At 57.7% G+C, this 21,436-nt stretch carries 25 protein-coding genes; 14 read left to right on the forward strand and 11 right to left on the reverse strand.

Features of this window, described 5'->3' with window-relative positions:
- The first annotated feature begins 5 nt into the window (after positions 1-5).
- The 6 genes from ACXPVS_RS07410 to ACXPVS_RS07435 all read left to right on the forward strand — a co-directional run bounded on the left by ACXPVS_RS07410 (position 6) and on the right by ACXPVS_RS07435 (position 3,100).
- Positions 6-290, forward strand: a complete 285-nt coding sequence (locus ACXPVS_RS07410; RefSeq protein WP_458509351.1) for a phage antirepressor KilAC domain-containing protein — start codon at positions 6-8, stop codon at positions 288-290.
- Between the two features lie 158 nt (positions 291-448).
- Positions 449-769, forward strand: coding sequence for a pyocin activator PrtN family protein (locus ACXPVS_RS07415; protein WP_458509352.1), 321 nt, complete (start codon positions 449-451; stop codon positions 767-769).
- A gap of 84 nt (positions 770-853) precedes the next feature.
- On the forward strand, positions 854-1,396 hold the full coding sequence (locus ACXPVS_RS07420) for a hypothetical protein (protein ID WP_458509353.1): 543 nt from the start codon (positions 854-856) through the stop codon (positions 1,394-1,396).
- Positions 1,393-1,899 carry a hypothetical protein gene (locus ACXPVS_RS07425; RefSeq protein WP_458509354.1) on the forward strand — a complete coding sequence of 169 codons (507 nt, stop codon included), beginning with the start codon at positions 1,393-1,395 and terminating at the stop codon, positions 1,897-1,899. The genes ACXPVS_RS07420 and ACXPVS_RS07425 overlap by 4 nt, the downstream gene beginning before the upstream one ends.
- Positions 1,896-2,828: a hypothetical protein gene (locus ACXPVS_RS07430; RefSeq protein WP_458509355.1), complete on the forward strand. Its 933-nt coding sequence runs from the start codon at positions 1,896-1,898 to the stop codon at positions 2,826-2,828. Before ACXPVS_RS07425 ends, ACXPVS_RS07430 begins: the two co-directional genes overlap by 4 nt.
- On the forward strand, positions 2,825-3,100 hold the full coding sequence (locus ACXPVS_RS07435; RefSeq protein WP_458509356.1) for a pyocin activator PrtN family protein: 276 nt from the start codon (positions 2,825-2,827) through the stop codon (positions 3,098-3,100). Before ACXPVS_RS07430 ends, ACXPVS_RS07435 begins: the two co-directional genes overlap by 4 nt.
- A gap of 1 nt (position 3,101) precedes the next feature.
- On the opposite strand, the gene ACXPVS_RS07440 is transcribed toward ACXPVS_RS07435, so the two are convergent.
- Positions 3,102-4,226, reverse strand: coding sequence for a site-specific integrase (locus tag ACXPVS_RS07440; protein ID WP_210688978.1), 1,125 nt, complete (start codon positions 4,224-4,226; stop codon positions 3,102-3,104).
- Between the two features lie 102 nt (positions 4,227-4,328).
- On the opposite strand from ACXPVS_RS07440, the gene dusA reads away from it, so the two are divergent.
- Both dusA and tal read left to right on the forward strand, forming a co-directional pair.
- The gene (dusA, locus tag ACXPVS_RS07445; RefSeq protein WP_458509357.1) at positions 4,329-5,339 is read left to right on the forward strand and encodes a tRNA dihydrouridine(20/20a) synthase DusA; all 1,011 of its coding nucleotides are present in this window, start codon (positions 4,329-4,331) and stop codon (positions 5,337-5,339) included.
- A 178-nt stretch (positions 5,340-5,517) separates the two neighbouring features.
- Positions 5,518-6,444: a transaldolase gene (tal, locus tag ACXPVS_RS07450; protein WP_458509358.1), complete on the forward strand. Its 927-nt coding sequence runs from the start codon at positions 5,518-5,520 to the stop codon at positions 6,442-6,444.
- A gap of 73 nt (positions 6,445-6,517) precedes the next feature.
- Here tal and rssC read toward each other — a convergent pair whose 3' ends face one another.
- From rssC to ACXPVS_RS07465, 3 genes are all read right to left on the reverse strand, one after another.
- Positions 6,518-7,000: an anti-sigma factor antagonist RssC gene (gene rssC, locus ACXPVS_RS07455; RefSeq protein WP_007935262.1), complete on the reverse strand. Its 483-nt coding sequence runs from the start codon at positions 6,998-7,000 to the stop codon at positions 6,518-6,520.
- Complete coding sequence (gene rssB / locus ACXPVS_RS07460; protein WP_458509359.1) at positions 7,000-8,181, reverse strand: two-component system response regulator RssB; 1,182 nt, start codon at positions 8,179-8,181, stop codon at positions 7,000-7,002. Before rssB ends, rssC begins: the two co-directional genes overlap by 1 nt.
- A gap of 352 nt (positions 8,182-8,533) precedes the next feature.
- Complete coding sequence (locus ACXPVS_RS07465; RefSeq protein WP_458509360.1) at positions 8,534-9,223, reverse strand: MlaA family lipoprotein; 690 nt, start codon at positions 9,221-9,223, stop codon at positions 8,534-8,536.
- A gap of 200 nt (positions 9,224-9,423) precedes the next feature.
- On the opposite strand from ACXPVS_RS07465, the gene ACXPVS_RS07470 reads away from it, so the two are divergent.
- Entirely contained in the window at positions 9,424-10,044 is a 621-nt protein-coding gene (locus ACXPVS_RS07470; RefSeq protein WP_458509361.1) for an HAD family phosphatase, read from the forward strand.
- Positions 10,045-10,154: 110 nt separating this feature from the next.
- Positions 10,155-10,418 (forward strand): DUF4404 family protein, encoded by a 264-nt coding sequence (locus ACXPVS_RS07475; protein WP_283183804.1) that lies wholly within the window; start codon positions 10,155-10,157, stop codon positions 10,416-10,418.
- A 51-nt stretch (positions 10,419-10,469) separates the two neighbouring features.
- Here ACXPVS_RS07475 and queF read toward each other — a convergent pair whose 3' ends face one another.
- Complete coding sequence (gene queF / locus ACXPVS_RS07480) at positions 10,470-11,300, reverse strand: NADPH-dependent 7-cyano-7-deazaguanine reductase QueF (RefSeq protein ID WP_458509362.1); 831 nt, start codon at positions 11,298-11,300, stop codon at positions 10,470-10,472.
- A gap of 61 nt (positions 11,301-11,361) precedes the next feature.
- Positions 11,362-11,883 (reverse strand): copper-resistant cuproprotein CopI, encoded by a 522-nt coding sequence (gene copI, locus ACXPVS_RS07485; protein ID WP_458509363.1) that lies wholly within the window; start codon positions 11,881-11,883, stop codon positions 11,362-11,364.
- 155 nt (positions 11,884-12,038) lie between these two features.
- Between copI and ACXPVS_RS07490 the strand changes: the two genes are divergently transcribed.
- Both ACXPVS_RS07490 and ACXPVS_RS07495 read left to right on the forward strand, forming a co-directional pair.
- Entirely contained in the window at positions 12,039-12,719 is a 681-nt protein-coding gene (locus ACXPVS_RS07490; protein WP_458509364.1) for a heavy metal response regulator transcription factor, read from the forward strand.
- Complete coding sequence (locus ACXPVS_RS07495; RefSeq protein ID WP_458509365.1) at positions 12,719-14,065, forward strand: heavy metal sensor histidine kinase; 1,347 nt, start codon at positions 12,719-12,721, stop codon at positions 14,063-14,065. Before ACXPVS_RS07490 ends, ACXPVS_RS07495 begins: the two co-directional genes overlap by 1 nt.
- Before the next feature lie 49 nt (positions 14,066-14,114).
- Here ACXPVS_RS07495 and ACXPVS_RS07500 read toward each other — a convergent pair whose 3' ends face one another.
- The 3 genes from ACXPVS_RS07500 to ACXPVS_RS07510 form a co-directional block, all read right to left on the reverse strand.
- Positions 14,115-15,359, reverse strand: a complete 1,245-nt coding sequence (locus ACXPVS_RS07500; protein WP_458509366.1) for a lipoprotein-releasing ABC transporter permease subunit — start codon at positions 15,357-15,359, stop codon at positions 14,115-14,117.
- Positions 15,360-15,423: 64 nt separating this feature from the next.
- Positions 15,424-16,107: a lipoprotein-releasing ABC transporter ATP-binding protein LolD gene (lolD, locus tag ACXPVS_RS07505; RefSeq protein ID WP_458509367.1), complete on the reverse strand. Its 684-nt coding sequence runs from the start codon at positions 16,105-16,107 to the stop codon at positions 15,424-15,426.
- A gap of 7 nt (positions 16,108-16,114) precedes the next feature.
- On the reverse strand, positions 16,115-17,365 hold the full coding sequence (locus ACXPVS_RS07510) for a lipoprotein-releasing ABC transporter permease subunit (RefSeq protein ID WP_458509368.1): 1,251 nt from the start codon (positions 17,363-17,365) through the stop codon (positions 16,115-16,117).
- A 94-nt stretch (positions 17,366-17,459) separates the two neighbouring features.
- Between ACXPVS_RS07510 and ACXPVS_RS07515 the strand changes: the two genes are divergently transcribed.
- Together ACXPVS_RS07515 and ACXPVS_RS07520 are read left to right on the forward strand one after the other, a co-directional pair.
- Positions 17,460-18,041 carry a PilZ domain-containing protein gene (locus ACXPVS_RS07515; protein WP_458509369.1) on the forward strand — a complete coding sequence of 194 codons (582 nt, stop codon included), beginning with the start codon at positions 17,460-17,462 and terminating at the stop codon, positions 18,039-18,041.
- 14 nt (positions 18,042-18,055) lie between these two features.
- Positions 18,056-18,778, forward strand: a complete 723-nt coding sequence (locus ACXPVS_RS07520) for a glycerophosphodiester phosphodiesterase (RefSeq protein WP_458509370.1) — start codon at positions 18,056-18,058, stop codon at positions 18,776-18,778.
- A 42-nt stretch (positions 18,779-18,820) separates the two neighbouring features.
- Here ACXPVS_RS07520 and sthA read toward each other — a convergent pair whose 3' ends face one another.
- Entirely contained in the window at positions 18,821-20,215 is a 1,395-nt protein-coding gene (gene sthA / locus ACXPVS_RS07525; RefSeq protein WP_458509371.1) for a Si-specific NAD(P)(+) transhydrogenase, read from the reverse strand.
- A gap of 208 nt (positions 20,216-20,423) precedes the next feature.
- The gene (locus ACXPVS_RS07530) at positions 20,424-21,404 is read right to left on the reverse strand and encodes an FAD:protein FMN transferase (protein WP_458509536.1); all 981 of its coding nucleotides are present in this window, start codon (positions 21,402-21,404) and stop codon (positions 20,424-20,426) included.
- Positions 21,405-21,436: the final 32 nt, after the last annotated feature.

Here is a 21,436-nt window from a genome sequence, read left to right on the forward strand (position 1 = left end):
GACTCATGGATCGCACCCTCCTCCAAACCGCCAAATACCTAGGCATCACCCGCCCCAAACTGATCAGCCTCATGCAAGAAAAGGGGCTGCTCAACTTGCAGAAACTTCCGGCCTTCCCGACCCGGGATCGCGAGTATCTGGGGGTCAAAAACGGTAGCTGGCATCACGAGACATTCGGCATGCAGTACAGCCAGTCAACCAGGGTGAAACAAGCCGGCATTCGATGGCTTGCCGAGCAACTGGGGCTGGACCTACCAGAAATCCCGGTAGACAACCGTGACGTGGCCTAGGGAGTACGCCCGCCAGATCGTCGCCATGCTCACACGCGAGGAGCGCAATGCCGCGCTCCTTGAAGTGCCTGACCATCTGCGGGAACTGACCAAGTGCCACTGCCTGAATGCCTGGAATCACCCATCACGACTTAAACGCAAGGAGGCTGAGCAGCCGTATGAACAACCCCAACCAAACACCGCTACGACTACTTCCCGCGCCGGATAGCTCCACCGTCGAGATGCTACACCACCTCTTCGGCGACGTGCTTATCCCCCTCGAAAAGCTGCGCGTGCACTACTTCAAGAACCTCAATGAAAAGACGTTCACGGAAGCGATCAACAGCGGACGGATTCAACTTCCGGTGACCACCATCGATGAAAGCGTGAAGGCATTGAGGTATGCCCACATCAGGCACATTGCCGCGTTGATCGACATTCGCGCCTACAAGGCAGACGAAGACATGCCGCGACCGTCAAACGACAAGCCGGAGACGTGAAATTCCTCCCGATACTGACAACGAATAAACAACCAACAAACGGCTGCCACCACCAGCCAAGCGAAACCACCAGGAGCACACCACATGAACGCAATACAAATCTGCGCATTGATCGTTCTGATCGTACTCGTCGGCCTTACCTATTGGGCAGGCTATCGCGGCGGGCTGATCGATGGCCGTATTGAAGGCATTGACGAAGGCAAGGCTATTCAACAGGCAGACAACTCGGAATCGATTCGAGGACTGCAACTTCTTGTTGATCAATGGCACGGCCATTACGAATCAATCTACGCACGCTACGCGCGCGCCCTAGATGCCTCCAAAATGGGAGAGACAGAACGTCAAACCCTGCTGGAAATCGCAGAAAAACTGCGAATCGCGGCTGAGACATTCAGCGCCTTCCGTACGGGAAAGAAACTCGAACGCGACACCATTGCGCTACGCGATCAAGCGCTCGCCATGGCAGCCCTGCTGGATCCAGCAACACAACTGGAATTATCCAAGGAGAGCGAATCTGGCGACGGAAGCATCCGTACAAGTTTCGAGGACGCAAAAAAAGCATCTCTGTTTTTTCAGCAACTTCACCTGAAAAACCAACACCAAAAAATGGTCGGAGGTGAAGCATGAGTCGTCCTATCTCAATGCTGCGCCTCACCACCCAGGCTGCCAGCAAGTTACAGCAGCACCGAAGCACGGCTCACGTTTCACCAGCACCTGATGGACCAACTCACTATCGAACACCGGAGGAAAGCGGCATGAAGATGGACCTGCATACCACCCAAGCGTTGACCGCTTTGCTCCGCACTGCCAATCGTGTCGACACAACTGAAACAAACAGTCTCTGCTGCGCAGCAGCAGGCATTATTGTCCCTCTCAGCGCCACTGCCGAGGCACTTATACCCCACGAAAAGCTGCGCGGGGCAGCGCTCGCTGATGCAACGCTAAACGCTCAGAAACGCCCGCTCGCGCAGCCTGTCGTGGGGTATAAAACCACCTCGCACACTCAAAACATGAGCGAAATAAAGGAGCTTATGTGCATTCCCGGCGTCGGTCGAAAACTAGCCGGACAGATCCATGCAGCGGGCTACCGATTGGGCCTCAGCGTGGTACAGCAAGGAGAACTTCAATGACACTCACTAGCTCAGGCAACCTAGATCTCTGGACAAGTGACTCTTTTGAAGACTCTGTCGCCGCAGCCTTGATCACCTGTTTTGAAACCAGAATCAAAAAAAATAAAGGGGCCGGCCCAAATACTCTTACTAATGAGCGGATGGGCCTCATCAGAAGAATCGGTCCCTATATTCCGAGCAACGACAGATTCATCATCGCGCCAAGCACAACCGACGTTGGAGATTGGGAATTCGATGTTACCAATGACCCTTTACCTACACTGGGATGCATTGGATTTACCAGGACACAACAAGCCCCGCCCGATGAATATGGTGGCTTTTTTCAAACCACATATATTCGGAAAGTCACCAGTCTACCCAAGATATGGCACAAACGTTCGGGTGGGCAGCTGTATGAAATAATAATAGCCGCATCGGAAAATGATTTTATTGAGGGTGATCGTTCTTTCTTTTGCATAACGAAAGAAGGCAAAGTTGTTGCCTGTGAACAACGCTTTGAAATCGCTGGCCGGTACAAAACCACTCACGACCTCAGCACGCCGGAAAAGGAACTAAAAGGTCGTGAAGCCAGAGCATCGATTGCTTTGCAATTCATTGCCGACAGCCGTTACTGCTGGACTATAGAGGCCCGTGAATCCAACTGCCTCGCTCGGCTGGGTTCAATGCCAGAGCAAATTAAATCCTTGCTGTACGCGAGATCAGTTCCACTAACCGAGACAGGACGAAAACGGCCAATACTACACTTGGTAGCGGCTCATCAACGTCGTTTAAAGAATGGCATTGATATCGACATAACTGGATTTCTTAGGGGCGTTCAAACAGTCGAGATAGGTGGAACATATTTTACTGTCAGGCCAGCACCAGCACTACTGCCAGACCTATCTGCGGCCAGCAGAAGCAAAGTATCCATGCGCGAGGAGATAGAATGAATACTGCCTTCATTCTTATGGCCCAGTACAATGGCCGGGCCATTATCCCGCTAGAGCAGGTATGCAAGGACTACTTCACGCACCTGACCACCGATATGTTCCAGCGCAAGGTCATGGCCGGACAGATCAAAATCCCGATCACTCGGCTGGAGCCGAGCCAGAAAAGCGCCAAAGGTATCCACATCACTGATCTGGCGGCCTATCTTGATCTGCAACGGGAAGCTGCGGTGAAAGAGTTCAACCAGCTCAACGGATACCGCCGAGCCAGTTAACTCATTGCTTACCCCAGGCGCCCAGCTTCACGGGCGCCTGAATGATCCGCTCTAACCACGGCCATTCGGCATAGTGGTCACCTCGCCCACGCAGATGGGTGTATCTACGCAATGAATTCCAATCCCGATGCCCGGAAACACTGGCCACTCGCGGGATATCCCAGTCCATTTCAAATAACCGGCTCACGCCGTCGTGCCGCAGATCGTGGAAGTGCAGATCTTCAATCATCAGAAACTTGCACGCCTTTGCCCAGGCAGTGGCGATCGATGACGAGTTGTAGGGGAAAATCTCTGCACGCTCCTTTGGCATGCTCTTCAGAATGCGCCAAGCTTCATCCGGGAGGTGACACCAAACATCGTTGCCAATCTTCTGGCCTGGGTTCTTCATGTCCCGCACCATCACCCGCTGACGCTCTTCATCGACGTCCTCCCAGAGCATTCGGCCGATCTCGTCTTGCCTACGCGTGGAGAACAACGCGAAGCCAGTTACTTTGAGCATGTTGATCGAACTAGGGCGACGCTGCTGAATACCTACAAAGTGTTCCAGCACCTTATCCAGCTCGTCCTTGGTCGGCCGCCGATCCCGCTCGCGGCTTTTCATGTTGTAACCCAGCTTTCTCAACACCTTTCGAGCATCTGCCATCGCGTGGATATCGACCTCATACCCCCAAGCTGGCCGTGCAATCGATAGGACGGCCCCAAGGTGCGCCAGATCGTTGCCGGCCGTCTGCGGCTGGACACCGCCGCCCTCTTTGCTCATGCGCCAGAGTGCAAAATCCACCAATCGCTGACTGTTGATGGCAGAATCAACGGTCTGGCCAAACTCCGTCGCCGCGATAGCATTTAGAGTGGCTTCCTTGGTTTTACCCAGCGGCCGGACTTTCTCCATTTCATCCAGGTACTGCTTGATCATGTCCTGTACGGTGACGCCCTTGCGGTTTGCTCGCTCGATCGCACCAGGCTGATCTAGCTCTGCCTCACGTCGCCGCACCCACGCTTGTGCCGCCTGTTTCCGGGCGAAGGTCTGGCTCTCTTGGTAGACTTGCGCTCCATCGCGAAACAGGCGTATCTGTGCCGTGTAACTGACTGAGCCATCGGTGCGTTTTCGTGCTCTGATCGTTGCCATGGTCGACTGGTACAATTCTGAAAGTGATTGGTACATTGTACCAGCGCCATCGAAAAAACGCCTGAAAACGCCTAAAAACACGCTATAAATACGTTGAGCCAAATGGTCCCAAACACCCACTACAGCCCAGTAAACTCAAGCCCTGCACTATCTCGGCGGTTTTCCGTTGCGCCTATGATGGATTGGACTGATAGGCATTGCAGGTTTTTCCTACGCCTACTCTCCAAACACGCCCTCCTCTACACCGAGATGGTCACTACCGGCGCGCTGCTTAACGGCGATCACGACCGCTTCCTGCGTCACAACGAGGCCGAACACCCGCTCGCCCTGCAACTCGGCGGCAGTGTCCCGCTGGACCTGGCGATGTGTGCGCGTATGGCGCAGGAGCACGGTTACGACGAGGTGAATTTGAATGTCGGCTGCCCGAGTGATCGGGTGCAGAACAATATGATCGGTGCGTGCCTGATGGGGCATCCGCAGCTGGTGGCTGATTGTGTGAAGGCGATGCGCGAAGCGGTGTCGATTCCGGTGACGGTGAAGCATCGGATCGGGATTAATGGGCGGGACAGTTACGAGGAGTTGTGTGATTTCGTCGGCACGGTTCGGGATGCCGGATGCACGAGTTTTACGGTGCATGCGCGGATTGCGATTCTGGAGGGGTTGTCGCCGAAGGAAAACCGTGACATTCCGCCCCTGCGCTATGACGTGGCGGCGCGGTTGAAAACGGATTTTCCGGAGCTGGAGATTATTCTCAACGGCGGGATCAAGACGCTGGAAGCCTGTCACGAACATTTGCAGACGTTCGACGGCGTGATGCTTGGGCGTGAGGCCTATCACAACCCTTATGTGATGGCTGAGGTGGATCAGCAACTGTTCGGCAGCACGGCGCCGGTGATCAGCCGGGCCGAGGCGCTGGCGCAGTTGCGGCCTTATATCGCCGCGCATATTGATGCGGGCGGCTCGATGCACCACATCACTCGGCATGTGCTGGGGCTGGGCACCGGGTTTCCCGGGGCACGGAAGTTTCGGCAGTTGTTGTCGGTGGATATTCACAAGGCTAAAGAGCCTTTGGTGTTGCTGGATCAGGCGGCTGAGTTGCTTGAGGGCCGTTAACGGTCGCGTGGGTTGAACCTGTGGTCTGATTCGGCATCGTATTTACCGACAGCGCGCCCGGCCTTTCAAACAGCCGTTTCCCGGATGTTGCCGCTGGGGCCCTCGATACGTACACGCACCCTTGAGTGGCTGTCAGCGCTCGGGTAATGTCATTAGACCCATAGGACAGAGCACGCCCATGACTTCCAAGCTGGAACAACTCAAACAAATGACCACCGTGGTTGCCGACACCGGCGACTTCGAAGCTATCGCTCGCGTTAAACCCGTGGACGCTACTACCAACCCTTCCCTGCTGCTCAAAGCGGCGGCCATTCCCGGTTATGCCGAGTTGCTGAACGCTTGCGTCAGCGACTGCAAGGGCGATGTGGGGCTGGCCAGCGACCGTTTTGGCGTTGCGGTAGGGCAAGAAATTCTGAAAGTGATCCCCGGCCGCATTTCCACCGAAGTGGATGCGCGCCTGTCGTTCGACACTGACGCCGTATTGAAGCGTGCGCACCGTCTGATCGACCTGTACGACAAGGCCGGCATTGGCCGTGACCGCGTGCTGATCAAGATCGCTTCCACCTGGGAAGGCATCCGCGCGGCCGAAATTCTGGAAAAAGAAGGCATTCAGACCAACCTGACGCTGCTGTTCTCGTTCGCTCAGGCTGCGGCATGTGCTGACGCAGGGGTTTTCCTGATTTCGCCGTTCGTGGGTCGTATCTACGACTGGTACAAGAAAGCCAACGGCAACGACTACACCGGCGCGGATGATCCGGGCGTGCAGTCAGTTACACGCATCTACAACTACTTCAAGGCCAATGACTACAAGACTGTCGTCATGGGCGCGAGCTTCCGCAACCTGAATCAGATCGAGCAACTGGCCGGTTGCGACCGTCTGACCATCAGCCCGGATCTGATTGATAAGCTGGCGGCGGACACTGGCAAGCTGGAGCGCAAATTGGCCCCAGGCCATGCCGGTGAAGCGCGTTTGAACTTGAATGAAGCGCAGTTCCGTTGGTTGTCCAACGAGGACGCGATGGCGACCGAGAAACTGGCTGAGGGTATTCGTCAGTTCGCTCGCGACCAGGAAAAACTCGAAGCATTGCTGCAAGCCAAGCTCTGATCCAATAAGAGCAAACGCAAAAAGGGCGAGCCTTCACAGGTTCGCCCTTTTTTGTGCACGCTCGCTTATGGAATCAGTGACGCTCGAGCGCGTTCACCAGATCATGAAACGCTTCACGATTGGAGTCGTTCAACCCCATGAGGATCTTGTGTGCTTCGAGCACTTTGATCCGCACCACTTCTTCGGACTGATCCTGGTCTGGCAGGTCGGTCAGGCACTCAGGGCACGGGATCGGGCGATCAACAATGTTGAACACTTGCTCGAAGCCCATGGACTGCAGGAGACGGGTGATGTCTTCGTGGGTGGTGACGACGGTCGGCAGCAGGCCGACTTTTTGCCGAGATAGGATCGACAACTTGGCCAAAAGGCCAAGGGTGGTGCTGTCGATGCTGCGGGTTTCGGTCAGGTCGATCACGATTGCGTTGAAGTTCAACGCCGTGAAGATCCGCTCAATAGTCGCATCCAACGCCGAACACAGGGTCAGGCGGACTTCACCGACGAACTTCAGGACGAAGGTGCCATCCTGCTCGGCGAACTGGATTCTACCGGTACTCATTAAAGATTCCTGCTCAACACCAACAGGGCGATATCATCCGGCATCTCCCCTAGCGTGGCCAATCCAAAAACCTGCCGCAGACCATCCAGGCTGCCGCCTGCTGCCTTGACCCGCTGGGGCAAAGCCGCTTCTTTCTCTTTGAGTGTAGGTTCTGGCAAAAGGTCCAGAATACCATCTGACATCAGCGTCAGGCTGAACGTCGGCGGCAGCTCCAGTACGTGGTCTTCGTAGGTGGCTTCATTGAAGAGGCCCACCGGCAGACCACGCCCTTCCAGATAACGAACACTGTCTGGCGTGTACAACACAGGCAACGGCAAATGACCACCGATGCTATAGGTCAACAACCCTGTCTCCTCGTCGATGACTCCACCGACCATTGTGACGTGTTTACCCAGCTTACAACTGATCAGGCCTCGGTTGATATGACCAAGGACCTCTGAAGGTTTGAATTCCGGCAATGTACCGCTGCGCTTGGACTCGAAGAGTAAGCGTGTGGTCATGAACTTCAGCAGCACGGTGACGAAGGCTGAAGAGGCGCCATGACCGGAAACGTCCGCCAGGTAGAAGGCTACCCGACGCTCGTCGACCCGAAAGTAGTCGACGAAATCACCCGACAGGTACAACGACGGGATGATCTGGTGAGCAAACTGGAACTCGTCGATGGTCCAGGGACTGACCGGCAGCATGTTCATCTGCACCTGGCGACCGGCGTTCTGGTCTTCCTGGAGCAGGTTCAGGCTGGCGGCGAGCTCGCGGTTGGCCTTTTCCAGCTTCTCGCGGTAGCGCTGGTTTTCCAGCAGCAGGCGCGCACGATCCAAGGCCCGGCGCACAGAATGCTCGAGCACAGCCAGATCTTCGAGAGGTTTGATCAGGTAGTCCGCCGCGCCCAAGCGCAGGGCCTCGACCGCGTCGTTCATCACGCCGGCGCCCGAAACCACAATCACCGGGGTTTGTGGTGACCGCTCGGTGACCTGGCGAATGAGTTCGAGTCCGCCCATCTGAGGCATGCGCAGATCGCAGATGATCAAGTCGGGCTTGTCTTGCTCGAATACCTGAAGACCCTGCTGGCCATTGCTGGCCTGCAAGACGCTGAAACCACTGTCTTCCAAATAGGCGGCGAGGCTCGCGCGCACTACTTCGTCATCATCGATTATCAGCAGCGTGGCACTGGTTTTTGGCATGTGGGCAAACGGCGCCAGAATTAGGTTTGCGTAGCAGGCAGGGGCTTTGTCCCGGCTCACACTACTGGATTCGCTTTCTAGCCTCTCTACTGCACTGTTTTCGAGCATTTGCCCTACATACAGGTACACCAGAGGTGCCCTTCTAAGGCGCAGACGGTACTCCCATCCGCGGGGCGTTTCAAGCTCACGCCGATGGTCGCTTGACGTCTTTCAATTTCAAATCACCGGGAGTTATAAGAACAGGCAAAACCGTAACGTAAAGGAAGGTTTAAACCCATGAGCCAAACCGGTCTCGGAAGCCAAACGAAAGAAGGCGGCCCACTGGCCGCCTTCTTCGTTTTACCGGTCGGGATCAAAAATCGTCTTCAACCTGGCCGTCTTTGACTTTGAACTCACGGTTCTGCAAGTACGCATTGCGGATGAAGATGTACTTGTCGCCGCTGATCAGCTTCTCGCTCGACAGCAGACTGGCGCGAGTGTCGACGATGTTCAGGCCAAAGATCGAGTTACGCACAGGTACGTCGTGGATGTATGGGTACGGGCCGGTGTAGCCGTCGACATACTTGGATGGCGCGTCACGCAAGGTGCTTGGGCCCAGAAGCGGCAGCATCACGTACGGACCGCTACCTACCCCCCAATAGCCGAGGGTCTGGCCGAAGTCTTCGTCATTGCGCTGCAGGCCCATTTTGGTGCCGACGTCGATAAAGCCCAGTAGGCCGAACGTGGTATTGAAGAGCAAGCGCGCGACGTCGATGCCAGCGGCGGCCGGTTTGGCCTGCAAGATATCGTTGGCAAGGTTGGTGACATCACCGACGTTGCGGAACATGTTGTGGATGCCGTCTTCAAGAAACTGCGGCGTCACGAATTGATAGCCTTGGGCCAAAGGCTTCAGCGCATAGGTGTCGAGCACATCGTTGAATTTGTAGATCGGGCGATTGATGCTTTCCCAAGGGTCGTCTTCCGAGGCTGCCTGGACAACGAACGGAACCAGCAATACGCTGGCAAACACACAAAACTGAGCTAGATGATTGCTCCAGCGCATAGAAAAACTCCTTGGATTGTACTGGCGCGGGCGCTTGGCCCAAGCGTAGAGCTGGCTAGTATAAGACGGAAAAGCCTCTTAAGGCAGCACCGTGCGAGGCAGCCTACGGATCATTCGTGATGATTGTGAGCGATTCACATCAGTGTCACTCAACTGTCACCGTTGCCCCCTAGCCTTGACGCTATTTCAGGGACGTTGATATGCCGCACGCCGAAACCTTGATCCACATTGCGCCCAGCCTGACCGCCGTCCTGTTCGGCCTCAGTGGTTGCCTGGTGGATTTCGGTGCCCGCACGCGGGCGCACGGCCTCCCCTCTGCCACGCACGCTGACGCCACGCCCGGCGCGCTGGATAGCCTGCGCAGCTTGCAACATCAGCAGATCCCCTGTGCCTGGCTCGATGAACTGCCTCCGGCCCTCAGCCATTCCCTGGCCGCTGCATTGCCTTCGTGGATCAAATCTTCGCAACACCTCGAAACAAACAATCCATGGCCGGCACCGCACACCTGCTGGCAAGCCTTGATGACGTTGAATGTTGAACGACTGGAGGGTTGCGTGCTGGTCAGCGGCGAACCGCGATTGCTGCAAGCGGGGCTCAATGCCGGATTGTGGACTATTGGGCTGGCGTCCTGCGGCTCACTCTGCGGACTGGCGCCCAACGAATGGCAGGCGCTGAGTCAGCAGGAACGGGAATTCAAACGCGGCAAGGCAACGATGCAACTGTTCAGTCTGGGTGTGCATTCGGTGATTGATCACCTCGGTGAACTCGACACCTGCCTGGCCGACATCAGCCTGCGCCGGCTCAAGGGCGAAAAGCCCTGATCGAGATCATGCAGGTTGCGCGCGAGTGGATTAATCTAAAGGTCAAGCCATAGACCTTTGGCGTGCTGCTGCGGTCTATGCCAGTGCCTATCGATAAAAGGAAGAACGCCATGCCTGCCCGCGAACTGCAACAACAGCTCAATACTCTGCGCGAGCAATTGGAACAGAATCCACCGCTGACCGAAGCCGAGCGCGAAGACCTGCACGCGCTGATGCAACAAATCGAGCTGGAACTTGAGCTCGAAACCAAAACCAAGGACTCCAGTCTCTCCGACAATGTGAACCTGGCCGTCGAACGCTTCGAAATCGAACACCCAACCCTTGCTGGCACCTTGCGCAACATCGTGCAAGCCCTGGCCAATATGGGGATCTGAACCCATCAGATGCAAAAAAGCCCCGCTGTCACTAGCGGGGCTTTTTCGTTCTTACTGACGGACCAGCCGATGGTTCGCCAGCTGCACGTCTTCAGTACTGCGATACGGGTTGATGTCCAACCCACCGCGCCGCACATACCGCGCATACACCGTCAATTTCTCCGGCTTCAACAACCGTTGCAGGTCGAGAAAAACCCGCTCCACGCACTGTTCATGGAAGTCGGAGTGCTGACGGAAGCTCACGATGTACTCCAGTAAACTCGCGTGATCCAGCGCCGCACCACGGTATTCCACCGCCACGCTACCCCAGTCCGGCTGACGGGTAACCGGGCAGTTGGATTTGAGCAAATGACTGTGCACGCCCTCCTCCACAATGCGCGATTCATCGCAACGCAGCAGTTCCGGACGCGGATGCTCATAGTTGCTGACGCTGATATCCAGATCATCAATGCACGTGCCCGGTAACGCCACGACGCCTTCGGCCTCGACGTCCTTCAGGTTGCGAACCCGCACGCCGACCAGTTTACCGGCAGCGGCCGACAGGTCTTTGGCCAACGTCGCTTCAAGGCTCGCGATGTCGGCAAACGGCGTCTGGTTCAGGGAGTTGAGGTACAGCTTGAACGACTTCGATTCGATGATGTTTGGCGAGTCCGCCGGGATACTGAATTCGCCAATCGCCACCACTGGCTTGCCGGACGGCAACAGCCACGACAGCTCGAAGCAGTTCCAGAAATCCACGCCCTTGTACGGCAGGGTTTCAGCCGTCAGGCCCAGCTCCGCCCATTTCGCGGTGCGCGGGATCGGGAACAGCAAGGACGGCGTGTAGGTGGCGATGTATTCGCTGGATTTGCCCAGCGGCGAGTGTTCGGCTGCGGGATGCATGGCGGAAACCTGACTGAAGAATCAGCGGATTCTACCAGCCTTTGCTCCCGCCTTTGAGTGCTTACTGACTGACAGTCAACTTGCCGACCATGCCGGCCTGGTAATGAGCGGGGATGTTGCACGCAAATTCCAGGTTGCTGGCCTTGGTAAAGGTCCAAGTCAGCTCGGCGGTTTTGCCCGGTTCGACGAGCACACTATTGGGGTCGTCGTGCTTCATTCCATGCCCCATATCGGCCATGACGCCGTGATCCATGTCCTTCATGCCTGTCGGCGTGAGCATGCCGCTCTGCTGCATCTTCATCATTTCCTGCTGATGTTTGGCATGCATCGCCGCGTCACCGAGGTTGAATTCGTGCAACAACTGCCCTTTATTCACCAGTACAAAATGAACCGTCTCACCGGCCTTGATATCAATCACCTTGGGGGTGAACAACATGTCGCCCATGACGACTTCAACGCTGCGAGTCGCCTTTGCCGCCGGGGCCGGTTGACCGAAGTCGTAGGTATGCGCAGGGGAAGCCCACGCCGGCGAGCTCAGCGCCAGCAAACACCCGACGCGCACCAGTGAATTGCGCAAAAACATAGTCATACTCCAACAAGATAAGGTTCAGTCTGTGGAAAACTCTAAACTGCTGCGACTGCCCGCAACCTGACCACCAGATTACAACTTTGTCAGGTTTACCTGTATTAACGCCGCCCACGGTATAAAGCGTTCGTTCTATTTGCCTCGAGTCGCCCATGAAACTGCTGATCGTCGAAGACCAACCGAAAACTGGCCACTACCTGCGCCAGGGCCTGACCGAGGCCGGTTTCAATACGGAACTGGTGGCGGACGGCGGCACCGGCCAGCAACTGGCGCTGACCGGCGATTACGCCCTGTTGATTCTCGATGTGATGTTGCCCGGCCGCGATGGCTGGCAGATTCTGCAAGCGGTGCGCGGTGCCGGCCTCGACACGCCGGTACTGTTTCTGACAGCCCGCGACGCGGTGGAGGACAGGGTCCACGGCCTCGAACTGGGCGCCGACGATTACCTGGTCAAGCCTTTCGCCTTCTCCGAACTGCTGGCCCGGATCCGCAGCCTGTTGCGCCGTGGTAACGCCACACCTCAGGAAACCAGCCTGCAACTGGCGGACTTGCGTCTGGACCTGATCCGACGCCGGGTCGAGCGCAGCGGCCAGCGCATCGACCTGACGGCCAAGGAATTCGCCCTGCTGGAAATGCTCCTGCGCAGGCAAGGCGAAGTCCTGCCCAAGTCGTTGATCGCGTCCCAGGTCTGGGACATGAATTTCGACAGTGACACCAATGTCATCGAAGTGGCGATCCGTCGTTTACGCCTGAAAATCGACGATGAATTCCCGAACAAGTTGATTCACACCGTGCGTGGCATGGGTTACGTCCTTGAAGAGCGCCCCGCCTGATGCGCCGGCTTTCGTTAAGCAGTCGCCTGGCGCTGCTGTTTGCGGCGTGCACCGCCGTGGTGTCGCTGTTTGCCGGGGTGTTGTTCAGTCGGGCCAGTGAAGCGCATTTCGTTGAACTCGACCAACAGTTGCTGGACGGCAAGCTGATTGGTTTACGTCGGGCACTTCGTGACATTCAGTCGAGTGAAAGCAACGTCAAACTGGCCGATGAATTGAGCCGACAGGCTGATCTGTCGCTGCGGATCACCGGCAGCGACGGCAAGCGCTGGTATGACAGTTCGACGCGCTTGCCCCAGGAGTTACCTACCCAGGCGGGTTTGTCCACGGTGAGCAGCGAAGGTACCGACTACCGCGCCCTCAACGCTCCGTTGTACCTCGACAAACCTGACTCGCCGCAGCTGACCTTGCTGCTGGACATCACCCATCACCAGCACTTTCTGCAACGCATGCAGCACCTGATCTGGCTGACAGTCGGCTTGTCGGCACTGGCCACCGCCCTGCTCGGTGCCTGGGCCGCGCGCAGTGGGTTGCGTCCGTTGCTGCGCATGAGTGCGGTAGCCAGCGGCGTTTCAGCGCAGTCGCTCAATGCACGCCTGCCTGAAGAAAACATGCCGCCAGAACTCGCCGAAATGGCCCAAAACTTCAATGCCATGCTCGGACGCCTTGACGACTCATTTCAGCGACTCTCGGCCTTTTCCGCCGACATCGCCCATGAATTGCGCACGCCGCTGTCGAACCTGTTGACCCAAACCCAGGTCACCCTCACCCGCCCACGCCCCATTGAGGATTACCGAGAAGCACTGCACAGCAATCTCGAAGAACTGCAATGGATGGCGCAACTGGTCAACGACATGTTGTACCTGGCCAAGGCTGACCATGGGTTGTTGATGCCCAAGCGCGAACCGCTGGAGCTGGCGGAAGAAGCGGATTTATTGCTGGAGTTTTTTGCCCCATGGGCAGAGGACGCTCAGGTCAGGTTGAGTCGTGAAGGCAGTGCGCACGTGGAAGGTGATCGCAGCATGTTGCGGCGGGCGCTTTCCAATTTGCTGGACAATGCGTTGCGGTTTACGCCGGTCGAAGGCGAGGTTCGGGTGCGAATTATTGATCAGCCCAACGGAGTGAGCCTGACGGTCGAGAACAGTGGCGACGGCATTGATGGCGCATTGCTGCCGCGGTTGTTTGATCGCTTCTACCGGGCTGATCCCGCGCGCCAGGAAGGCAGTAGTGAACATGCGGGATTGGGGCTGGCGATCACTCAGTCAATCATCCGCGCCCATGGCGGGCAGATTCGTTGCGAATCGGATAACGGGTGGACGCGGTTTGTGATTGAACTGCCGCAAACTTGATCGCTCCCACACAGCGTGATGGGAGCGATCAAGGTGGGGCAATCAAAGCTTACGAATAACGCAACGCGGTAGCCGGTTCGACTTTCGCCGCACGCCATGCCGGGTAAACGGTGGCAAGGAAGCTCAGAATGAACCCGGCGGAGCAGATCAACACCACATCCGCCCCCTGCAGTTCGGACGGCAGGTTACTGACGAAGTACACGTCTGAACTGAAGATGTGCTGCCCGCTGACTCGCTCCATCCAGCCCACCAGCTCGCTGACGTTCAGCGCCGCAATCACGCCAAGCACACCACCAATCAACGTACCGACAACCCCGATCACGGTGCCCTGCACCATGAAAATCGCCATGATTTGCCGTGGCGTAGCGCCAATGGTCCGCAGGATCGCGATGTCCGCACCTTTGTCGTTCACCACCATGATCAGGGTTGCGATGATGTTGAATGCCGCCACGGCGACGATCATCAGCAACAACAAACCGATCATGGTTTTTTCCATCTTCATCGCACTGAACAGACTGCCCTGTGTGTGAGTCCAGTCATCAGCCTTGTAAGCGGCGCCCAGCCCACCAGCAATATCGCTGGAAACCTTCGGCGCGGCGTACAGATCCTTTACCGCCAGGCGCACGCTCTGTACCTGATTCGGCGCCCAGTGCTGTATCTGCGCGGCATCGGCCACGTGGATCAGCGCCATGGAACCGTCCAGTTCAGCGCCAACCTTGAACACGCCGACCACGTTCAACCGCTGCATGCGCGGGGTGATACCGCCCGGTGCAGAGCTGATTTCCGGCACGATCAGGGTGATCTTGTCGCCGACGTTCAAGCGGAAACGACGGGCTGTGATCTCGCCGATCACCACGCCGAACTCACCCGGTTCCAAGGCATCGAGACGCCCCTGAACAATGTGCTGGGCGACGATCGACACCTTGCCTTCCAGCGCCGGATCAACGCCGCTGACCTGGATCGGCTGCATCGTCCCCTTGTAGGACAGCATGCCTTCCATCTCGGTGAACGGCACGGCGGCCGTCACTTCAGGATTCTTCATGGCCGCCGCAGCGACGGGCTGCCAATCGTCGATCGGATTGACGCCGACGATGGTCGCGTGAGGCACCATGCCGAGGATGCGCGAGCTCATTTCGCGCTGGAAGCCGTTCATCACCGACAGCACCACGATCATCGCCAGCACGCCCAGGGCGAGACCGATCATCGAGGTCATCGAGATGAAGGAAACAAAGCGATTGCGGCGCTTGGCGCGGGTATAGCGCGCGCCGATAAAGATCGATAACGGTCTGAACATTCGCTGGGCACCGTATAAAAATAAAAGACCCGACGTACTGTTCAGTACGCCGGGTTTCGGCCAATCAGATGGGCGTCAGGCAACCGTCCTGCAAATGCAGGACGCGATCCATCTGGCGAGCCAGGTTCATGTCGTGAGTCACCACCAGGAACGCCGTACGCATCGAGGTGCTGAGTTCCAGCATCAAATCCTGAATGCCCTGGGCGGTGTGGGAATCGAGGTTGCCGGTCGGCTCGTCGAGCATCACCAGGCCTGGATTGTTCACCAGGGCGCGGGCGATGGCCACACGCTGACGTTCACCACCGGACAGTTCCGACGGTTTGTGCTCCAGACGATGGCCCAGCCCTACCCGCTCCAGCAATGCCGTCGCACGCTGACGCGCTTGCGGGATAGCCGTCTTACCGATCAACAGCGGCATGCAGACGTTTTCCAGCGCGGTGAACTCAGGCAGCAAGTGGTGGAACTGGTAAACGAAACCCAGCGACCGATTGCGCAGCAAACCGCGAGCCTTTTCGTTCAGCGCCGACAGCTCTTCACCGGCCAGCCAGACGCTGCCCTTGGTCGGTGTATCGAGGCCGCCCAACAGGTTGAGCAAGGTACTTTTGCCCGAACCCGAGGTACCGACAATCGCCACACGCTCGCCCGGATGCAGTTCGAGCTGCAGACCGGCCAGAACCTCTACCGACTCCGGCCCTTCCTCGTAGGATTTGCCCAGGTTGCGGCAGCTCAAGATTGCTTTATCACTCATGCCCAACTCACTCATAACGTAGCGCCTGCGCAGGCTGGGTGCGCGCGGCACGCCAGGCTGGATACAGGGTGGCGAGGAAACTCAGAACCAACGCGGCGGCGCAGACCATCAACACATCCTGGCTCTGCACTTGCGACGGCAGGTAATCGATGAAGTACACGTCGGCGTTGAGGAACTTGTGCCCGATCAGACCCTCGAGGGCCGAGATCGCGGCGCTGACATTCAGCGCGGCGAAGACCCCGACCACAGCGCCGATTAGCGTACCGACCACACCAATGACGGTGCCTTGCACCATGAAGATCGCCATGATCGAACCCGGTGTGGCGCCAAGGGTGCGCAGAATCGCGATGTCGCCTTTCTTGTCGTTCACCACCATCACCAGCGTGGAAATAATGTTGAACGCAGCAACGGCGACGATCAGCAACAACAGCAAACCGATCATGGCTTTTTCCATGCGGATCGCCTGATACAGATTGCCGTGGGTGCGCGTCCAGTCGCGGGCATAGAAATGGTCTTCGCCGAGTTGCTGGGCGATGCTCCACGCCACGCGTGGCGCCTGGAACAGGTCGTCGAACTTCAGGCGGATGCCCTGGACCTGATCCGGTTTCCAGCGATGCAGTTTGGCCAGATCCTGCAGATTGGTGATGCCCAGGTAGCCGTCCAGCTCACCAGCGCCAACATGGAAGATGCCGACCACAGTAAAGCGTTTCATGCGCGGGAACATCCCGGCCGGGGTCACGGTGACTTCCGGCGCCACAAAAGTCAGCTTGTCGCCGATCGCCGCACCCAACTTGGCCGCGGCCTTGTCACCGATGACGATGCCGAAACTGCCCGGCGCCAGGTCGTCGAGTTTGCCCTGCTGCATGAAGTTATCAATGATCGAGACCTGCCGTTCCAGCGCAGGATCGATGGCATTGAGCAGGACCTTGGAAACCTTGCCGTTGTTGGTCAGCAAACCCTGCATTTGGGTAAACGGCGCTACCGCGGTCACCTGCGGGTTCTGCTTGACCTTGGCGGCCAGGCTTTGCCAGTCGCTGATCGGCTCACCGGACTCGATGGTCGCATGGGGCACCATGCCCAGCACGCGGGTGCGCATCTCATGATCGAAGCCGTTCATGACCGATAGCACCACGATCATCACGACCACGCCGAGGGCGAGTCCGATCATCGAGGTCAGGGAAATGAATGACACAAAATGATTGCGACGCTTTGCACGGGTATAACGCGTGCCAATAAATACGAAGAGAGGTCTGAACATGTCGGGGCTTGTTCGGAGGGAAAAGGAACGTCCTTGTGGCGGGGGTCGATAACCAGCTTTACACTCAGACCACCGCCGCTACCATGGGTTCGCCATGTCGACATTAGATGAAGAAGATCGCCGCGAATACTACCGTATCGAGGACACGATCGCACTGGAAATTCGGCCCCTGTCCGCTCCCGAAGCCGCAGGCCAGGAAGTGTTGCAGGATGCTTCCCCACTGTTCAACTTGCTCAGCGAGCTGCACCTGAGCGAATTCGAATCACAGCATCTGTTGCGCCAGATCAGTGAGCGCGACCGGAACCTCGCCGCATTCCTGAAATCCCAGAATAAACGCATCGACTTATTGAGCCAGGTGATCGCAATCACCGTACTCGGGCAGATCGGCGAGCCGCAGCCGGTGATCATTTCCGAAGGCGGGATCGACTTTCAGCATCCGACGCCCATTACCGAGGGCACACACCTGTCGGTCAAACTGGTGCTGATGCCGCAAGCCCTCGGCCTGTTGCTGCGAGCTCGGGTTACCCATTGCGATCGCAAAGGCGACGGCTACGACGTCGGCACCGAATTCGAGTACCCGACCGATGCCCAGCGCCAATTGCTGGCGCGCTACATATTGCAGAAGCAGGCCCAGGAACGACGTCTGGCCCGCGAACAAAACGAATCAGGCATTTAATTTAAGGAAGAACCGTGACTCTCATCTACGGCCATCGCGGCGCCAAGGGCGAAGCACCGGAAAATACGCTGACCAGTTTTCAGCAATGCCTCAAGCACGGCGTGCGCCGCTGCGAACTGGACCTGCACTTGTCCATGGACGGCGAGTTGATGGTCATCCACGACCCGACACTCAAGCGCACCACCGACCGTCGCGGCAAAGTCGTCGAACACACGGCGGCCGAGCTGATCACCTACGACGCGCGCACTGGCGGCCCGGGCTGGGTCAAACCGTGCCCGATTCCAACACTGGAAGAACTGTTCGAAAAATGTGATTTCGAGCACTGGCAACTGGAAGTCAAAAGCGCTTCACGCACCCGCGCCGCGACGACGGTGCTGGCGATTCGCGAAATGGCACAGCGTTTCGGCCTGCTCGACAAGGTCACGATCACCTCGAGTTCGCGGGAAGTATTGAAAGCTGCACTGGACTTCGTGCCGGATGTGTCCCGAGGATTGGTGGCCGAGTACGCCTGGCTCGATCCGCTGAAGGTCGCGCAAAGCTATGGCTGCGAGATTCTGGCGTTGAACTGGACACTGTGTACGCCGGAACGCCTGCAGAAGGCGCAGCGTCAGGGGTTGCATGTGTCGGTATGGACAGTCAACGAGCCCGCACTAATGCGCAGACTCGCCGACTTCGGCGTTGACAGCCTGATTACAGACTTTCCCGGTTTGGCCAGCGCCACGCTCGAGAATTGCTGAAATCGGTCTCCCCGGCCGGCTCAGGCCACCGGCCGGAGCCACTCAAAAAAGCCGGTTGAGGCCATCGTACGCCGCTACCCGATAGGCTTCGGCCATGGTCGGGTAGTTGAACGTCGTGTTGACGAAGTACTTCAGCGTATTCAGTTCGCCCGGCTGGCTCATGATCGCCTGACCGATGTGAACGATCTCCGACGCCTGATAACCGAAGCAGTGAACGCCCAGCACTTCCAGGGTCTCGCGGTGGAACAGAATCTTCAGCATGCCCTGAGGCTCGCCGGCGATCTGTGCACGCGCCATGCCCTTGAAGAACGCCTTGCCGACCTCATACGGCACCTTGGCCTGAGTCAACTCCTGCTCGTTCTTGCCGATCGAGCTGATCTCCGGAATGGTGTAGATGCCGGTTGGCACGTCGTTGACGAAGCGCCAGCTATGGTTGTCAACGATGCTGCCAGCGGCCGAACGACCCTGGTCGTGAGCAGCACTGGCCAGGCTCGGCCAACCAATCACGTCACCGGCGCCGTAGATGTTCGGCTTGCAGGTACGGTAGGCCTCGTCCACTTCGATCTGGCCACGGCTGTTGACTTTCACGCCGATGTTTTCCAGGCCCAACTGATCGGTATTACCGGTACGACCGTTACACCAGAGCAAGGCGTCGGCTTTGATTTTTTTGCCGGACTTGAGGTGCAGGATCACACCGTTGTCCACGCCTTCGACGCGGTCGTAATCTTCGTTGTGGCGAACCGTGATGTTGTTGTTGCTGAAGTGATAACTCAGGGCCTGAGAAATTTCCGAGTCGAGGAAGCTCAGCAACTGACCGCGGTTATCCACCAGCTCAACCAATACACCCAGACCGCTGAAGATCGAGGCGTATTCGCAACCGATCACACCGGCGCCGTATACGATCAGCTTGCGCGGGGTGTGGCCGAGGCTGAGGATGGTGTCGCTATCGTAGATACGCGGGTGATGGAAATCGATATCCGCCGGGCGATACGGGCGCGATCCGGTGGCGATGATGATGTGCTTGGCCATCAGTTTTTCGACGACGCCGTTGGCGCAGACCACTTCAATGGTTTGCTCGTCAGCGAAGCTGCCGGTGCCGAAGAACACGTCGACGCGGTTACGGGCGTAGTAGCCGGTGCGCGATGCGACTTGTTTGGAGATGACTTTTTCGGCGCTTTTCAACACGTCCGGGAACGAGAACCAGCGTGGCTCACCAATGGCCCGAAACATCGGGTTGGTGTTGAACTGCATGATCTGCCGGACCGAGTGACGCAGTGCCTTGGACGGGATGGTGCCCAGGTGGGTACAGTTGCCGCCAACCTGGCGACGGCTATCGACCATCGCCACCTTGCGCCCTGCTTTGGCGGCGTTCATTGCCGCGCCTTCTCCCGCCGGGCCGGAACCCAGCACCACCACGTCGTAGTTGTAGACAGCCATGCATACTCCTCAGAACAGGCCGCGGCGCCCTCGGCACCTGCGGCTAAATCACGCCGATTTGCGGCGTGAAGGAACAATTTGGGGCCAGTGCAGAACCCGGACAACAGTCTATACAAGCGTCAACGCCGCGCACATTAACCCTTGGTCGCGTCGTAGGCTAGTTTTGCCTGCACTACAACGCCAGTCGTTGCTGCTTGAATCGCCGTCGTCATTCGGTTTTATCGCCACTCAGACGCTCAAAAGCCTGAGTGGTTCGCGTGACGAAACCGGCATCAGCACGAATCACAAAAAATGCACCGATATCATGCGTATCGGCATAGTCCCACCCCCTCTCAGGACCCAGAATCAGCAACAGCGTCGATAAGCCATCGGCCATTAACGCTGAAGGATGAATCACCGTGACTGACGCCAGGGTGTGAGAGACCGGCGCCCCGGTGCGGGCATCGAAGGAGTGGGAATAACGCCGACCGTCCTGCTCGAAATAGTTGCGGTAGTCGCCGGAAGTGGAAACGCCGTAGCCGTCGACGGCGATGATGCGCTCGGCCACTTGCTGGTCGTCGCGGGGTTCTTCCAGAGCGACGCGCCAGGGTGAACCGTCGAGTTTTTTGCCGGCAGCCTTGAGTTCACCGGTGGCTTCGACGAGGTAGTTGTGGATGCCCATCGCTTCGAGCGTTGCGGCAATCGTGTCGACTGCATAGCCGGCGGCGATGCTGTTGAAGTCGACTTCGACGGCCGCGTCCTTGCACAGGCGATCGCCGTCGATACGCAGGTGCTGGTAACCGACTCGCTGCCTGACTTCGGCCAGCGCCCGGGCCGAGGGGACTTTCTCATTACGAGCCTGCGGGCCGAAGCCCCAGAGGTTAAGCAACGGTTCCACCGTCAGGTCGAAGGAACCTTCGCTTTGTTGCGACAGACGCTCACCGATGCGCACCAGCTTGAGGATCGGCGCGGGCATTTTCTGACAGCGGTTGGCGGGTAGATCGTTGAAGCGTTCAATGTCGGAGTCGCTGCGGTAAGTCGACATTTGTTGATCGACCTCAGCAAAGATCTTTTCGACACGAACACGGACCTCGGCCGGGGCAGGAAGTCCGGCAAGGCGCAGGTACTTGATCGAATACGTGCTGCCCATGGTCGGGCCGCCGAAGCTTTCCATGCTGTCCCCGCTGCCACAGCCGGACAACAGGCCCATCAGGACCAGGAACAAAACCTTCCACTCGCTCG

Source organism: Pseudomonas sp. Ma2-10, assembly GCF_054330215.1.

Coding starts and splice junctions, on each gene's coding strand:
- ACXPVS_RS07425 (WP_458509354.1), top strand. CDS start 1,393: ATGAGTCGTCCTATCTCAATGCTGCGCCTCACCACCCAGGCTGCCAGC.
- ACXPVS_RS07470 (WP_458509361.1), top strand. CDS start 9,424: ATGCCGCACGCCGAAACCTTGATCCACATTGCGCCCAGCCTGACCGCC.
- ACXPVS_RS07475 (WP_283183804.1), top strand. CDS start 10,155: ATGCCTGCCCGCGAACTGCAACAACAGCTCAATACTCTGCGCGAGCAA.
- ACXPVS_RS07510 (WP_458509368.1), bottom strand. CDS start 17,365: ATGTTCAGACCTCTCTTCGTATTTATTGGCACGCGTTATACCCGTGCA.
- ACXPVS_RS07515 (WP_458509369.1), top strand. CDS start 17,460: ATGTCGACATTAGATGAAGAAGATCGCCGCGAATACTACCGTATCGAG.
- ACXPVS_RS07500 (WP_458509366.1), bottom strand. CDS start 15,359: ATGTTCAGACCGTTATCGATCTTTATCGGCGCGCGCTATACCCGCGCC.
- rssC (WP_007935262.1), bottom strand. CDS start 7,000: ATGAGTACCGGTAGAATCCAGTTCGCCGAGCAGGATGGCACCTTCGTC.
- tal (WP_458509358.1), top strand. CDS start 5,518: ATGACTTCCAAGCTGGAACAACTCAAACAAATGACCACCGTGGTTGCC.
- dusA (WP_458509357.1), top strand. CDS start 4,329: ATGGTCCCAAACACCCACTACAGCCCAGTAAACTCAAGCCCTGCACTA.
- copI (WP_458509363.1), bottom strand. CDS start 11,883: ATGTTTTTGCGCAATTCACTGGTGCGCGTCGGGTGTTTGCTGGCGCTG.
- ACXPVS_RS07495 (WP_458509365.1), top strand. CDS start 12,719: ATGCGCCGGCTTTCGTTAAGCAGTCGCCTGGCGCTGCTGTTTGCGGCG.
- rssB (WP_458509359.1), bottom strand. CDS start 8,181: ATGCCAAAAACCAGTGCCACGCTGCTGATAATCGATGATGACGAAGTA.
- ACXPVS_RS07440 (WP_210688978.1), bottom strand. CDS start 4,226: ATGGCAACGATCAGAGCACGAAAACGCACCGATGGCTCAGTCAGTTAC.
- ACXPVS_RS07530 (WP_458509536.1), bottom strand. CDS start 21,404: ATGGGCCTGTTGTCCGGCTGTGGCAGCGGGGACAGCATGGAAAGCTTC.
- ACXPVS_RS07410 (WP_458509351.1), top strand. CDS start 6: ATGGATCGCACCCTCCTCCAAACCGCCAAATACCTAGGCATCACCCGC.
- ACXPVS_RS07415 (WP_458509352.1), top strand. CDS start 449: ATGAACAACCCCAACCAAACACCGCTACGACTACTTCCCGCGCCGGAT.
- ACXPVS_RS07430 (WP_458509355.1), top strand. CDS start 1,896: ATGACACTCACTAGCTCAGGCAACCTAGATCTCTGGACAAGTGACTCT.
- ACXPVS_RS07465 (WP_458509360.1), bottom strand. CDS start 9,223: ATGCGCTGGAGCAATCATCTAGCTCAGTTTTGTGTGTTTGCCAGCGTA.
- ACXPVS_RS07420 (WP_458509353.1), top strand. CDS start 854: ATGAACGCAATACAAATCTGCGCATTGATCGTTCTGATCGTACTCGTC.
- ACXPVS_RS07490 (WP_458509364.1), top strand. CDS start 12,039: ATGAAACTGCTGATCGTCGAAGACCAACCGAAAACTGGCCACTACCTG.
- sthA (WP_458509371.1), bottom strand. CDS start 20,215: ATGGCTGTCTACAACTACGACGTGGTGGTGCTGGGTTCCGGCCCGGCG.
- ACXPVS_RS07435 (WP_458509356.1), top strand. CDS start 2,825: ATGAATACTGCCTTCATTCTTATGGCCCAGTACAATGGCCGGGCCATT.
- lolD (WP_458509367.1), bottom strand. CDS start 16,107: ATGAGTGATAAAGCAATCTTGAGCTGCCGCAACCTGGGCAAATCCTAC.
- queF (WP_458509362.1), bottom strand. CDS start 11,300: ATGCATCCCGCAGCCGAACACTCGCCGCTGGGCAAATCCAGCGAATAC.